This is a genomic window from Bacillus sp. B1-b2, assembly GCF_009183415.1.
Classification (GTDB): Bacteria; Bacillota; Bacilli; order Bacillales; family Cytobacillaceae; genus Niallia.
Genome location: NZ_WEHU01000015.1, coordinates 83176 through 97713 on the forward strand (window position 1 = coordinate 83176; position 14538 = coordinate 97713).

The following is a 14538-nucleotide window of genomic DNA, read 5'->3' on the forward strand; positions in this document are numbered from 1 at the left end:
TTATTTTTTTCATTTATTTCATAAGTAGATTTAGGGGGGAATTTGGATGAAAGCATACTTACAAAAATTAGGTCGAGCTTTAATGTTACCTGTAGCAGTTTTGCCAGCAGCAGCCATATTATTAGGAATTGGTTATGCCATAGATCCATCTGGATGGGGAGCAGGAAGTCCTGTCGCTTCATTCTTAATAAAAGCAGGGTCATCTATATTGGATAATATTGCTATCCTTTTTGCAGTTGGTGTTGCACTAGGGTTGTCAAAGGATAAGGATGGGGCATCTGCTCTAAGTGGTTTAGTTGCTTACTTAGTAGTAAAAACTGTTTTATCGCCTGCATCTGTTGCGATGCTTCAAGGTATTAATGTAGAAGATGTAAACTTAGCTTTCTCTAAAATTGAAAATGCATTTATTGGTATTCTAGCGGGTGCAGTAGCCGCTTTCTTATATAATCGTTTTAGTAAAACGCAGCTTCCTACCGCTTTCGCATTTTTTAGTGGGAAAAGGCTAGTGCCTATTCTAAGTGCAGGATCTATGTTAGTTATTTCTTTAGTTCTTTTATACGTTTGGCCAACTATCTTTACAGGTCTTGTTACTTTTGGAGAGTCAATTAGTAAATTAGGAGCTGTTGGTGCAGGGATTTATGGATTCTTTAACCGTTTATTGATTCCAACAGGTCTTCACCATGCTTTAAATGCTGTATTCTGGTTTGATATTGCAGGAATTAATGATATTAATAATTTCTGGTCTAATAATGGAACAAAGGGTATAACGGGTATGTATCAAGCTGGATTCTTCCCTGTAATGATGTTCGGGCTTCCAGCAGCAGCTCTTGCTATGTACCATACAGCGAAGTCTAAACGTAAAAAACAAGTAGCATCCTTAATGTTAGCAGCTGGTGTAGCAGCATTTATTACGGGTGTAACAGAGCCGATTGAGTTTGCGTTTATGTTTGCAGCTCCAGGATTATATGTGGTTCATGCTGTATTAACAGGAATCTCCCTATTTATAGCAGCAAGTTTTCACTGGACAGCTGGATTTGCCTTTAGTGGTGGATTAATTGATTATGTATTAAGCTATAATTTACCACTTGCTAATAAGCCTTATATGATAGTAGTACAAGGATTAGTGTTTGCCGTTATTTACTATACATTATTCCGTTTCTTAATTACGAGATTTAATTTTAAGACACCTGGAAGAGAAGATGATGAGCTACTAGAGGAAGATTCCATTAATCAAGTAGCAGCTTCAGCTGATAATAAATTTGCTGCTATGGCAACAGAAATCTATGCAGGACTAGGTGGAGATCAAAACGTAACGTCTGTTGATAACTGTGTTACTCGTTTAAGAATTGAAGTGAAGGATATGGATACTGTTAATCAAGAAAGAATCAAAGCAACAGGGATACCAGGTATTAATATTGTAGGCAAGACTAGTATCCAAGTAATTGTAGGAACACAAGTTCAATTTGTTGCAGATGAAATAGAAAAGATTAGAAAAGTATAATCATACAAATAATATTAGAAATCTTAATGAAAAGGCATATCAGAAATTCTGATATGCCTTTTAACATTACTTAATCCCCTTCATCTTATGTTGAATCATTGGAGATAGTAAGAATAGAACAATACTCAATACAACAGCTGTTCCACCTAAAATACCAAAGTAAGTTACTTCTGATATTTTAGTAAACAATGGTGCGATTTGTGCATTTAATGCTTGTGCAGCAGCACTTGATAAGAACCAAAGACTCATTGTTTGCGCAGAGAACGCAGCTGGTGCCAATTTAGTTGTAGCAGATAATCCTACTGGAGATAAACATAATTCTCCGACTACTACTAAGAAATAACTTAATACAAGCCATAATGGACTTACTAGCGTATTTTCTCCACCTAAGTAAGCAGGAAGCATCATGATAATAAAAGATAAACCTGCGAATAGCAAAGCAATGGAGAACTTCTTCGGAATAGAAGGTTGTCGGTTGCCTAACTTAATCCAAATCCATGCAAATACTGGTGCTAAAATAATAATAAATAAAGGATTAATCGATTGGAAAAGTGCTGGCGAAATACTGAAACCTGCAAAATCTAATTGAGTTCTCTTATCCGCATAAGAAGCTAAGATGGTAGAACCTTGCTCTTGAATAGCCCAGAACATAACAGATGCCAAGAATAAAGGAATGTAGGCAATTAAGCGAGAACGCTCATCTGCTGTTGTTTTAGGACTACGATACATCACAGTGATGTAAATAGTAGGAATCAAGAATCCTAGTATTCCAATAATGGTAATAAAAGAATTAAAAGTTAAATACCCTAAAGGAATGGTAATAGCAAGTATTATGGCAAGGACAACTAGACCAGTTCCAATTATAGTGAAAACTTTTTTCTTTTCTTTTTTAGATAACGGATTAGGAACAACTGTACCTGCAAGACCAAGGTTTTTCTTTTTTGTCATCATAAAGACTATTAATCCAATTAGCATTCCAATTGCAGCAATACTGAAACCTAGATGGAAGCTATAATTCATTCCTATTTCCCCAACGATAATTGGTGCAAGGAATCCTCCGAGGTTGATACCCATATAGAAAATACTAAAACCAGCATCACGACGAGCATCTTCAGGACTATACATTTCTCCAACAATACTAGATACGTTTGGTTTTAGTAGACCAGTTCCAATTACAATTAAGACCATTGAAATAAAGAACATAGTAATACTACCTGGAAATGCTAAAACAATATGACCAAACATGATGAAAATACCACCATAGAATACTGCTCTAGATGTACCAAATATTCTGTCAGCTAACCATCCACCAATGACACCTGACATATATACTAGAGATCCGTAGATAGAAGCTATTGAAAGAGCTAATCCTTCACTAATTCCTAATCCACCTTTTGAAACTTCATAGTACATATAATAAACGAGAATAGCTCGCATACCGTAATAGGAAAATCTTTCCCAAAACTCTGTGAAGAAAAGTGTGAATAACCCTTTAGGATGTCCGAAGAATCCTTTTTGGGGAACACTGTCCACAATTTTCTGTTTATTAAAATCTGACATACTTCAACCTCCTCTATCATATTTAAATATAATATCGAACGAATAATAGATTTGTCAAAATAATTTTTGTATATGGAAAATATTAAAGAAAACATGGTGATTATGTTAGAAAAGTGGTAATTATTATTATATTAAGATAATAGAATGTTTGGTTTATTTTAACTATTATATGAATTCTGTAAAAACGGAGAGATAGATTGAAATGGTCCTAAAAGAAGGTTTTTTGGCAGGAAATCAGTGGAATTATCTTTTGAGTATAGTTTTTAGCAAAAAACAAAGTAGCTGTATTTAATCAGCTACTTTGTTTCATATTACCCTCTAATTGCTGCGATTGCTTTCGCTCGGTTAGTTTGGTTATAAATGAAGGAGCCTGCAACTAGAACATTTGCGCCTGCTTCTTTTACTAATACAGCTGTTCCTTCGTTTATGCCGCCATCTACTTCTATTTCTAACGTTGGATTCATTTTATTTGCAAGTTCTCGAACTTCCTTAATTTTAGGTAGAACACTTGAGATAAAAGCTTGTCCACCAAAGCCAGGATTCACTGTCATAAGAAGAACCATATCTATATCTTGAATGATATGTTTGATCATTTCAACTGGTGTACTTGGGTTTAATACTACTCCTGGTTTAACGCCATGTTCTTTTATTAATTGAATAGTTCTGTGTAAATGATTGCAAGCTTCTACATGAACCGTGATAATATCTGCGCCTGCTTTAGCAAACTGTGGGATATAGTTATCCGGATTTTCAATCATTAAATGAACATCTAGAGGTAGTTTTGTCACTGGTCGGATAGCCTCTACAATTAAAGGACCAATTGTTATATTTGGTACAAAATGGCCATCCATAACATCTACATGGATATAATCAGCTCCGCCTGCTTCAACATCTTTAATATCTTCTCCAAGCTTAGAAAAATCAGCAGAAAGAATAGAAGGTGCAATTTTAATCATTATTTTACCTGCCTTTCGTATTAGAAATTAGTTAGGATGCTTTAGTATGTATGACATGAAAATTATACCAAACAGGGAATGGTCAAACAAGTTTGCAAGACAGAGAGTTGAAGTAGTAAAGATAATAATCATGCATGAAATCATAAATACTGTGGGACATTAAAATGTACATTTTAAGAGGAGGTTATGTAATGGATACAAACGAATTTGTAGAAGAGCTAAAAGAAAATAAGAAAAAACAAGAACAAAACAAAAAGAAGGGGAAAGGACACCCTGAAGCAAAACTGCCTAATAAGCAGCACTAACAATAGTATTGATACTTTTATTGATTGATAAGAAGTGAATTTCATGAAAATTTCCTTTCACAGTTTAACTCTCGTTGCATAATGTAGCAAGGGAATAATGTGAAGGGAGATTTTTTTATGAAATTAGAAAAAATAGTAAGATATTATGGATATGATTTAATGGTTAATGAGGTATTACATAAGAAATGTTTGAGGTGTGAGAAATGGTATAAGTTTGAGAAAGAGTCTGGATACTGTCAGAGTTGTTTGGTTCGGTTTGTCAAACAGCAAAAGCATCGATAGGGTTTGGCTGTCACGAAATTGATTGTTTAGGGTGAAAGTAATTTATTACAATATTACTTGTCAGCAACAGATTGGTTTGTACAAAAAAAAGAGCCAATTCACTGGTATTTTACTAGATAAATAGGCTCTAACTATTAAAAATTATTTTGAAACTATTTGAATGATGGCCTTTTGTGTTTCGTGGTTTGCAGCTTCAAAACTACTAGAAATACATTGAACTAAGACATCCTTATTTTTATAATAGGATTCTTTGTTTTTATTATAATAAAAACGAACACTTTCTTCTTCTTTAAAGAATTCTTTACCAATTTTTAAAAGTGTTGTTACAGGTAAATGATCAAGCTTTATGTAGGTAGTTTCTTCAGCTGATTCTTGTTCTTGATCTTGATCTGCTTGTTTAAACTCACTTACTAGCTTTTTTAGTAGCTTCTCTTGAGAGACAACTTGTTTAAACAGCTTTTTACGGACTCTTTTTTTCTTTGATTGTAAACCAAACGTTTCTAATATAAAGTGATGTAATTCTATATTTTGTGTTGCTTCTTCTTGCATTTGATTCATTGTGTTCATTGCAAAACTCCTCTAATCTATTGTTTACCGCCAAAAGGTTAAGGATTTTGGCACTGATTTATTATTATATACTAAACTAGCAAAAGTACAAAATATATTTCGTATTTCGAATCAAAATACTTGTATAACTGATTTTTTTAAAGACAGGTGAATGCGAGAGTCTGTAGTGCAGTGGATTGACCTTATACAACTGTGTATCAACTAGATGAATAATTCAAAGAAGGGTGAGGAAAGAAAACGAAAGAAGACTATACTAGCCTTCTTTTGTTGATCAGTTTTCTCTTTCTGCAAAGAGTCGAACGATCTCTACTATTACATTTGTTGCTTTTACCATGTTATCAGCAGAAACATATTCGAACTTTCCGTGAAAGTTCTCTCCGCCTGTGAAAATGTTAGGAGTTGGAAGTCCCATATAGGATAGCTGTGAGCCATCTGTTCCACCACGAATTGGCTGAACAAGAGGGTTTATTCCTAGATTGACCATTGCTTGATGGGCTACATCTACTATTTCTTTCACAGGTTCAATCTTTTCACGCATATTATAATATTGATCATTTAATTCTAATTTTACTACGTTTTCTCCGTATTTTTCATTTAATTCTACAACAACGCTTTGAATAAAGCCTTTCTTATCCTCGAAGGAAGCACGATCAAAATCACGAATTATGTAGTGTAATTCCGTTTTTTCTACATCTCCTTGGAAAGAAAGTAAATGGTAGAAGCCTTCGTAGCCGTCTGTATATTCTGGTGCTGCATTTTCTGGTAATTTACTTTGTAATTCCATTGCGATTTTTATACTATTAACCATTTTTCCTTTTGCTGTACCTGGATGCACATTTGTCCCACTTACAGTGATTTTTGCTCCAGCAGCATTAAAGCTTTCATATTGTAATTCTCCTAGTGGTCCTCCATCGACTGTATAAGCAAATTCTGCTTGAAATCTATCTACATCAAATTCATGAGGTCCTCTTCCTATTTCTTCATCTGGTGTAAATGCTACTCTAATTTTTCCATGCTTAATAGCAGGGTTTTCCTTTAAGTAGATAAGAGCAGAAATAATTTCAGCAATTCCTGCTTTATTGTCTGCGCCTAGTAAGGTAGTCCCATCTGTTGTAATTAAAGTGTGACCAACATAATTCTTAAGTTCGGGAAAATCTTTTGGAGATAAAACGATATTTAGAGCTTCATTTAATGTAATATCTTTACCATCATAATTCTCTACTCTTTGTGGTCGTACATTTTTCCCTGTAAAATCAGTTGCTGTATCAAGATGAGCAAGGAAACCTATTGTCGGAACTTCCTTATCTGTATTAGCGGGAAGTGTAGCCATTACATAGCCATTTTCGTCTATGGTTACTTCGTCTAAACCTATTTCCTTCAGTTCTTCTACTAGAAGGTTTGCCAATCTTAACTGTCCAGGAGTAGACGGGCATTCTTCATTATCAGCATCAGATTGTGTATCAACTACCGCATACGAAATGAAGCGATTAATCATGTTTTCTTTCATAGTATTCATCTCCTATATATAATAGTTGATTTTAACATAAGAATAATACATTTTACGAATTTATTGAATTGGTAGATAACTATTCTTTTAGTTAACTCTAGAAGGATTCAATGTACTATTTAGAATTGATTTGTTCACAATACTGTTGTTTTTTGATAAACCTTTCCATCCTTGTCCTAGGTAAAATAATCTATAAAGACGTATTTAAAGGAGAGGAATATGAAGAAAAACCAAAAAGCTAAACTAACATTTATATTCATAATTGCCGTAATTATTATAAGCTTCTTATCCATTTGGCTGTTAAATAGAAGTAATCATACAGCTATTGAAGATCTGTCCAAAATAAAAGCAGAGGAAACATTTACTCAATCTGAGGATGAATATATTGTTTATTTCTGGCAATCAACATGTACATATTGTAAGCAAATAGAACAGGATGTCCTCTCATATAGTAATAGTGGAGAACTGCCGATTTATATTGTAGATATGCAAAATACTAGCAATGAAGATTATTGGTATGATTGGGAAGGACATCATAAAGAATATGATCAAATCATTGGGAAATTAGAAAATGAAAAAGAGGTATTCAAAGAAGGGATAACGTTAGAACAGTTTCAAAATGATCAAGAGGTAGCATGGTCCATTGCTGTAAATAATGAAAAGGACATTATTGCCACTCATAATACGGCATATGGTAATGAGGAGCCAGAAACGGCTAAGGAAATAGAGATTACAGGTACACCGACAATGATTCAAGTTAAAAATGGAATGTTTGAGAGTTATGCTGTAGGTGTAGATGAGACTTTAAAGCTGATAGATAAACAATAAAATAAGACCCACATTTGAAAAAAAGAGATATCCGTTATTTTGGTATATCTCTTTTTTTCCGTTAAGTAGTACTAATTATTCTTCTCCAATATACTCGCAAAGATTATAATAATAGAAGTACATACATTTTTTTCCTAGTGAGGTGCTACAGTGAAGAAGTTAATCCCTATTTATACTATATTAATAATACTATTTGGATTTTACATCTATCAGGTAAAAGATGGACTATTCCATAATAATACAGATAATAGAGAACGCTTACAAGGTTCCTTGAATGATGAATTTGTAATGGTAACCTTTCAAGGAGGAATTGACTATTGGAAAAAGGCATTAAAAGGCTTTGAAGATGCTGCTGGTAAACTTAATGTTTCCGTTGTCTATCGAGGTAGCGCAAATTATGATCTTCATGAGCAAATTACTATATTAGAGCAGGTAATCAGTAAGAAGCCTGCAGGTATAGCTCTATCCGCCATTAACCCAACTGCCTTAAACGATACAATTAATAAAGCAATGGAAGCTGGTATTCCAGTTGTATTATTTGATTCAGATGCACCTGAAAGCAAAGCAGGATCTTTCTTAGGAACAAATAATTATGTTGCTGGTGTTAAAGGAGCAGATAAACTAGCAAGCGATTTAAGTGAAGAGGGAAAAGTGGCTGTTATTACACTTCCAAACCAGCAAAATCATAAAGAGAGAACAGAAGGTTTTATGAATACAATAAAAGGAAAATATCCTAACATGGAAGTGGTACAGGTGTTAAATGGAGAAGGAAATCAACTTGTATCACAACAAGTAGCAGAAGAGATTTTAACAAGATATCCAGATATAAAAGGGATATTTGCAACAGAGGCTAATGGTGGAGTTGGTGTTGCAGATGCTGCCAATAAATTGTTGAAAGAAGACTTGAAAATTCTAAGCTTTGATGTAGATAAGCAAACATTAGATTATATTAAAAATGGAGATATATCGGCAACTTTAGCTCAAGGGACATGGGAGATGGGATATTGGGCCATGCATTTTTTATTTGAGCAAAAAGAATCTTCTCTCTCTATCGAAGATGCATCTCTCTTATTACCAGAATATGTGGATACAGGATTATCCATTGTCACAAATCAAAATGTGGATACATATTATGCAGATTACAAATAGAAAGGCTAATGAAACATGCTCTCCAAAGTAGTCAACTTAAATAATTTATCAATTAGGAACAAGCTAATTATTTTATTTATTATCATTAGCATAATTCCTTTTATTGCTCTTGGTTTGGTAATAGGGGTAACGGTAGAAAAGATACTAGGTGAACAAGCGACAAAAAATACATATCAATTAATTGATCAGGTAAATGCTACTTTTGAATCTTATATCACTAATTTGCAAAATGTCAGCTACTTAATTTCGTTAGACACGGAAGTAAACTCTTTTTTTAATGGTATGAACAAAGAGGAGCAAAGAATAAGAGAAGATTATTCTATTCGCCAAAAAATGCAAGGGTTTACATCGTTGTACCCTGAGATTGCGGGAATATTCCTTATTAATAAACAAGGGGAATATATAAGTAATGAGCTTTTTGCTCAATCAGATGCGGACTTAACAAAAGAAGAATGGTATGAAAAAGCTGTTGAGAATAAAGGTATCTTTAAAATTATTGGAAAACCAAAAAATCGGAATATTATTAGTCAAATCAACTATAAAGATAACGAGGTAGTTACTGTTGTTAGAGCAATCTTAGATAGAGAAACGCAAGAGGTGACTGGTGTAATATTAATAGATTTAAAGATACGTGTGTTAGGGGAGGCAATGAATAATATTCGATTAGGTTTATCAGGTTACTTAATGTTAGTAGATGAGGAAGGGCAAGAATTGTACTCTACTAATAATAAGAGGAGTATTCCTATCCCACAAGAAGTGTTGAAAGGTGAGGAATATGGAGCCTATCAAAAAGAGATAGGGAAGGAAAAAATGGAATTTATATATCAAAGAACTCCTTTTACACAATGGACAACAGTAGGTGTATTTTATGTAGAGGAATCCGTAGCAGAAGTAAGAGAAATTAAGTTTTATTTAATGAGCTTTGTGTTTTTTCTATGTTTGGTTGGTGTTACAGCATCCTACTATTTCTCTCACTCTATCTCAAATCCAATCACTGGTCTCATGTCCTTAATGAAAAGAGTAGAAAATGGAAACATGAAAATACAGTATAAAGAGCAAAGGAAGGATGAAATCGGTAAGTTAGGTCAAACCTTTAATCATATGATTTCGAAGATTAATAGCTTAATATCCTTGAATGAGCTGCAAGAAAAGCAAAAAAGGGAAGCAGAACTAAGAAGTCTTCAGGCACATATCAAGCCACATTTCTTATACAACACATTAGATACTATTAATTGGATGGCAAGAAAGCATGGTGCAAAGGATGTAGCAGAGGTTGTTTCTTCTTTGTCTTCTTTATTTAGAATAGGACTAAGTAAGGGAAAAGACATCATATTGGTGAAGGAAGAAATCAAGCATATAGAAAGCTATCTTCGTATTCAAAAGGCTAGATACCAAGAAAAATTGAATTATGAAATAGTAGTAGATCCATCCATAGAGGAAGTGAAAATCCTAAAATTAGTCCTTCAACCAATTGTAGAAAATGCAATTTATCATGGCATAAAAGAAAGAAAGGGAGCTGGATATATAAAAATAGACATAAAAGAACAAGATGATTCTTTGTATTTAATGGTATCAGATGACGGAAAAGGGATATCAAAAGAAAATGTATATTTACTTAAAGAGAAACTTCATACATTAACTATTTTGGATAAAAAGGAGAAAGAAAGCATTGACTTTGGATATGGAATGATGAATGTTCAGGCAAGAATTAAGCTTACTTATGGGAAGGGCTATGGAATAACGTTGGAGAGTAATGCTGATAAGGGGACAGTTGTAACGATTAAGCTTCCTGTTAATAGATAAAACGGACATAATAGGAGGGGATTAGGGATGAGCAATTCATTATGGAAAGTATTAATAGCAGATGATGAGCCAATTATTCGCGAAGGCATTCGAAGCTCTATTAATTGGGAGCATCTACAAATGAAAGTGATAGACGAAGCAGAAGATGGTGAAGAGGCAATAGAAAGGGCTATTCTTCACTCCATTGATATATTATTGGTAGATATTAATATGCCGATTGCGAATGGTTTAAAAGTGATTAAGAGAGTGAAAGCTGAATTACCCGATTGCCAAGTTGTTATTATAACAGGCTATGATGAATTTAAATATGCACAAGAAGCAGTCAGGTTACATGTTTCTGATTATCTATTAAAACCAGTCGAACCTGATCTACTCGTGGAGATACTAACTAATATGCGAGAAGAGCTTGTGAGAATAAAGGACCAAAAAAGATTATGGAACACTACTACCGAGCAAATTACTAAAAACCTAGCCACTTTAAAAACAGAATTCTGTCGTGAGTGGGTACTTGGAAAGCTAAGTAATGAAGAGGTGCTGAGTCAATTACCATTTCTTCATTTACCGTCGTACTCTCCAAAGCAATTCCTTGCCATAGCTAGTTCAGAATACATAGAAAGCAGAAATTTAATGAATGAAAGAGATAAAGAAGCTTTCCAAAAGAAAATCATGAATCAAATTTCTGCTCTATTTTTAGATTATGATATTTTATCTTTCCACGATGATATGGGAATCATTATTATTGCTTTTCAGGTTATTCCGCAAAAGTTTACTGAAAAAGTAGAAGAGCATTTGCAGAAGGAATGGAATATGTATTTGTCTATTTATAGAAAGAATAATGAAAAGGATTTTAGCCACATTTCCTTGCTTTATAAACAATATAGAGAACAAATTCAAAGTGAAATAAATATATCACCTATTGTAAGAAGAGCAAAAAACATCCTCGAGCATCAATATGCTGATCCAACTATCTCACTTGAGAAGGTGGCACTAGAATTGCAGGTATCATCTGTCTATCTTAGTCGACTATTCAAGCAAGAGCTAGGGATGAACTTTGTACAGTTACTAACAAGAAAAAGAATAAAACAGGCAATGTATTTGCTACAATCGACAGACAGTCCTATTGTTACAATATCCGAACAAATTGGTTATGATACACAGCATTATTTTAGTACTGCTTTTAAAAAGGCAACCGGGATTTCACCAAATAAATATCGAAGAAATCTTATTCAACAGATGGAAGAAACAAAATGTTAAGGAAATCGAGATAGACACATCTCGGTTTCTTTTTTTTTGTAAGCGTTTTATTTAAAGTTAAAAAAGTATAAAAATAGTAAATTAATTGAAAAGACCAGTAACTCACGTAAATGATATATTGAATGCGTAGATAACAGGTCAATTCATGAGCGGAAAGGGGGAAATCCATTTGTTTAAGAAATCGCTTACAATAATTATTGCGCTTTTCCTATTGATCCTTACAAGTGGTTGTGGAGTAAGTCAAACGAATGGAGAGTCAAAGGGTTATATTGGCATTTCCATGCCAACCAAATCTTCTGAAAGATGGGTGAATGATGGAGAAAATATGAGAAAGCAATTTGAGGAATTGGGATACAAAACAGACTTACAGTATGCTGAGGATGTTATTGAAAACCAGACAGCTCAAATTGAAAATATGATTACAAAAGGAGTAGATATCCTAGTCATTGCACCTATAGATGATCGGTCGGGTATGACAGGTGTTCTAGAAAGAGCTCATAAAAATGGTATTAAAATTATTTCTTATGACCGTTTAATCCAACATAGCGAATATGTGGATTACTACGCTACATTTGATAATTTTCAAGTAGGAGTATTACAAGGTCAATATATTGAAGAAAAGCTTCACTTAAAAGAATCTGATGGTCCATATAATATCGAAATTTTCGCAGGGTCACCTGATGATAATAATGCTTACTTCTTTTTTGATGGTGCCATGTCTATATTGCAGCCCTACATAGATTCAGGCAAGCTCGTGGTGAGAAGTAACCAAACGAAATTTAGTCAAGGAGCCACACTACGTTGGGATGGTGCACTTGCTCAATCAAGGATGGATAATCTTTTAAGTGCGTATTATTCTAGTGAACGTTTAGATGCAGTGCTATCTCCTTATGATGGAATCTCTATCGGAGTTATCTCTTCTTTAAAAGGGGTTGGTTATGGAAGTGCAGATAAGCCGATGCCTATTATTACTGGGCAAGATGCAGAACTAGCATCCATTAAGGCAATTATAAATGGTACTCAAACACAAACCATTTTTAAAGACACACGAGAGCTAGCTAAAAAAGCGGTAGATATGGCGAGAGCATCATTAAATGGAGAAATAGCAGAGGTAAATGATACCGAAACCTATAATAACGGAAAAAAAGTGGTTCCAGCTTATTTGTTGAAACCGGTTTCGGTTGATGTTGAAAACTATCAAAAAGAGCTAATAGAAACAAAGTATTATACAAATGAACAGCTTGGCCAATAAAAAAGAATTAGCTAGGGGTGGTGAGAAAATGACAAATATCATTCTAGAAATGCGCAAGATAACTAAAGAGTTTCCAGGAGTTAAAGCACTAGATAACGTTAATTTAAAGGTGAAACAAGGGGAAATACATGCACTTTGTGGAGAAAACGGTGCAGGTAAGTCGACCTTGATGAAGGTACTAAGTGGGGTATATCCACATGGAACATACTCTGGTGATATTTTGTTTCAAAATAAGGTTTGTGCTTTCAAAGATATTAAGCAAAGTGAAGAATTAGGCATTGTTATTATTCACCAAGAGCTAGCATTAGTGCCTGAATTATCAATTGCGGAAAACCTCTTTTTAGGAAATGAAATTACAAGTAGGGGTGTGATTAATTGGAATAAAACCACTAATCGCGCGAAGGAGCTCCTGAATAAGGTTGGTTTAGATGAATCTCCAAATACAAAGGTAAGTGATATTGGAGTCGGAAAACAGCAGTTAGTTGAAATTGCTAAAGCGCTATCAAAAGATGTAAAGCTGCTAATCTTAGATGAGCCTACAGCATCCTTAAATGAAGATGACAGTGAAAATCTATTAAATTTATTACTTGAATTTAAAAAACAAGGAATGTCAGCTATTATTATCTCCCATAAATTAAATGAAATTGAAAAGGTAGCCGATTCTATTACCATTCTACGCGATGGGCAAACAATTGAAACTTTAGATGTTAAGGGTGATCAAGTAACAGAAAATCGCATTATTAAAGGGATGGTTGGAAGAGATTTAACCAGCCGTTATCCAGAGAGAATTCCGCAAGTTGGCGAAATTGTTTTGGAAGTTAAAGACTGGAATGTATATCACCCTCAGCATTTAAATACAAAAGTAATTGATGATGTTGACTTTCATATTCGCAAAGGAGAGATAGTTGGCGTCGCTGGATTAATGGGAGCTGGTCGTACAGAATTGGCCATGAGCCTTTTTGGCAAAGTCTATGGAAAGAATATTTCTGGCCAAATCCTCAAAAATGGAGAAGAAATTCATTTGAAAGATGTAACAGCTGCCATCAATTATGGCTTAGCTTATGTATCTGAGGATCGTAAAGGAAATGGTTTAATCCTTATGGAGGATATTAAGCAAAACATTACCTTAGCAATGCTTGATAAGATTTCTAAGCGATCTGTTTTAGATAAGAATAAAGAAATAATGGTTGCAGAAGAATATCGCCAAAAATTTAGAATTAAAACGCCAGGTATTTTTCAAAAAGCAGGTAATTTAAGTGGTGGAAATCAGCAAAAGATTGTTCTTAGTAAATGGGTATTTTCAGAACCTGACATTCTGATTCTAGATGAACCGACAAGAGGGATTGATGTTGGTTCTAAGTATGAAATTTATACCATTATTAACAGTCTTGTAAAAGAAGGAAAAAGTATTTTAATGATTTCTTCAGAGTTACCCGAATTGTTAGGAATGTGTGACCGAATCTATGTAATGAATGAGGGATCTATAACAGGTGAAGTATCAAAAGAGGATGCCAATCAAGAGAAGTTAATGACATTAATGACTAAAAGTAAAGTAAGGGGGTAAAAGGATGGAA

Annotated in this window: 12 protein-coding genes; 8 read left to right on the forward strand and 4 right to left on the reverse strand. The window is 34.0% G+C overall.

What is annotated here, in order from left to right:
• Positions 1-46 precede the first annotated feature (46 nt).
• Positions 47-1501, forward strand: coding sequence for an N-acetylglucosamine-specific PTS transporter subunit IIBC (nagE, locus tag F9279_RS15230; RefSeq protein WP_152114518.1), 1455 nt, complete (start codon positions 47-49; stop codon positions 1499-1501).
• A gap of 66 nt (positions 1502-1567) precedes the next feature.
• Here the strand turns inward: nagE and F9279_RS15235 are convergent, their stop codons facing one another.
• Both F9279_RS15235 and rpe read right to left on the reverse strand, forming a co-directional pair.
• Complete coding sequence (locus F9279_RS15235) at positions 1568-3061, reverse strand: peptide MFS transporter (protein WP_152114520.1); 1494 nt, start codon at positions 3059-3061, stop codon at positions 1568-1570.
• Between the two features lie 311 nt (positions 3062-3372).
• Positions 3373-4017, reverse strand: a complete 645-nt coding sequence (gene rpe, locus F9279_RS15240; RefSeq protein WP_152114522.1) for a ribulose-phosphate 3-epimerase — start codon at positions 4015-4017, stop codon at positions 3373-3375.
• A 191-nt stretch (positions 4018-4208) separates the two neighbouring features.
• Here rpe and F9279_RS15245 point away from each other — a divergent pair, with 191 nt between their 5' ends.
• Positions 4209-4322, forward strand: a complete 114-nt coding sequence (locus F9279_RS15245) for a DUF4023 family protein (protein ID WP_152114524.1) — start codon at positions 4209-4211, stop codon at positions 4320-4322.
• A 423-nt stretch (positions 4323-4745) separates the two neighbouring features.
• Here F9279_RS15245 and F9279_RS15250 read toward each other — a convergent pair whose 3' ends face one another.
• Complete coding sequence (locus F9279_RS15250; RefSeq protein ID WP_152114526.1) at positions 4746-5171, reverse strand: hypothetical protein; 426 nt, start codon at positions 5169-5171, stop codon at positions 4746-4748.
• 271 nt (positions 5172-5442) lie between these two features.
• Positions 5443-6678 (reverse strand): peptidase T, encoded by a 1236-nt coding sequence (gene pepT, locus F9279_RS15255; protein WP_152114528.1) that lies wholly within the window; start codon positions 6676-6678, stop codon positions 5443-5445.
• Between the two features lie 219 nt (positions 6679-6897).
• Between pepT and F9279_RS15260 the strand changes: the two genes are divergently transcribed.
• From F9279_RS15260 to mmsA, 6 genes are all read left to right on the forward strand, one after another.
• Complete coding sequence (locus F9279_RS15260) at positions 6898-7506, forward strand: thioredoxin fold domain-containing protein (RefSeq protein ID WP_152114530.1); 609 nt, start codon at positions 6898-6900, stop codon at positions 7504-7506.
• Positions 7507-7656: 150 nt separating this feature from the next.
• Positions 7657-8655: a substrate-binding domain-containing protein gene (locus F9279_RS15265; RefSeq protein ID WP_152114532.1), complete on the forward strand. Its 999-nt coding sequence runs from the start codon at positions 7657-7659 to the stop codon at positions 8653-8655.
• 15 nt (positions 8656-8670) lie between these two features.
• The gene (locus tag F9279_RS15270) at positions 8671-10458 is read left to right on the forward strand and encodes a sensor histidine kinase (protein ID WP_152114534.1); all 1788 of its coding nucleotides are present in this window, start codon (positions 8671-8673) and stop codon (positions 10456-10458) included.
• Positions 10459-10485: 27 nt separating this feature from the next.
• Positions 10486-11712, forward strand: a complete 1227-nt coding sequence (locus F9279_RS15275; RefSeq protein ID WP_152114536.1) for a response regulator transcription factor — start codon at positions 10486-10488, stop codon at positions 11710-11712.
• A 211-nt stretch (positions 11713-11923) separates the two neighbouring features.
• On the forward strand, positions 11924-12964 hold the full coding sequence (gene chvE / locus F9279_RS15280) for a multiple monosaccharide ABC transporter substrate-binding protein (RefSeq protein ID WP_413463214.1): 1041 nt from the start codon (positions 11924-11926) through the stop codon (positions 12962-12964).
• A 28-nt stretch (positions 12965-12992) separates the two neighbouring features.
• Complete coding sequence (gene mmsA / locus F9279_RS15285; protein WP_152114540.1) at positions 12993-14528, forward strand: multiple monosaccharide ABC transporter ATP-binding protein; 1536 nt, start codon at positions 12993-12995, stop codon at positions 14526-14528.
• Positions 14529-14538: the final 10 nt, after the last annotated feature.

Excerpts from the sequence above, each read along its gene's own strand:
- nagE (WP_152114518.1), top strand. The coding sequence starts at position 47 with ATGAAAGCATACTTACAAAAATTAGGTCGAGCTTTAATGTTACCTGTA.
- F9279_RS15235 (WP_152114520.1), bottom strand. The coding sequence starts at position 3,061 with ATGTCAGATTTTAATAAACAGAAAATTGTGGACAGTGTTCCCCAAAAA.
- rpe (WP_152114522.1), bottom strand. The coding sequence starts at position 4,017 with ATGATTAAAATTGCACCTTCTATTCTTTCTGCTGATTTTTCTAAGCTT.
- F9279_RS15245 (WP_152114524.1), top strand. The coding sequence starts at position 4,209 with ATGGATACAAACGAATTTGTAGAAGAGCTAAAAGAAAATAAGAAAAAA.
- F9279_RS15250 (WP_152114526.1), bottom strand. The coding sequence starts at position 5,171 with ATGAACACAATGAATCAAATGCAAGAAGAAGCAACACAAAATATAGAA.
- pepT (WP_152114528.1), bottom strand. The coding sequence starts at position 6,678 with ATGAAAGAAAACATGATTAATCGCTTCATTTCGTATGCGGTAGTTGAT.
- F9279_RS15260 (WP_152114530.1), top strand. The coding sequence starts at position 6,898 with ATGAAGAAAAACCAAAAAGCTAAACTAACATTTATATTCATAATTGCC.
- F9279_RS15270 (WP_152114534.1), top strand. The coding sequence starts at position 8,671 with ATGCTCTCCAAAGTAGTCAACTTAAATAATTTATCAATTAGGAACAAG.
- F9279_RS15275 (WP_152114536.1), top strand. The coding sequence starts at position 10,486 with ATGAGCAATTCATTATGGAAAGTATTAATAGCAGATGATGAGCCAATT.
- mmsA (WP_152114540.1), top strand. The coding sequence starts at position 12,993 with ATGACAAATATCATTCTAGAAATGCGCAAGATAACTAAAGAGTTTCCA.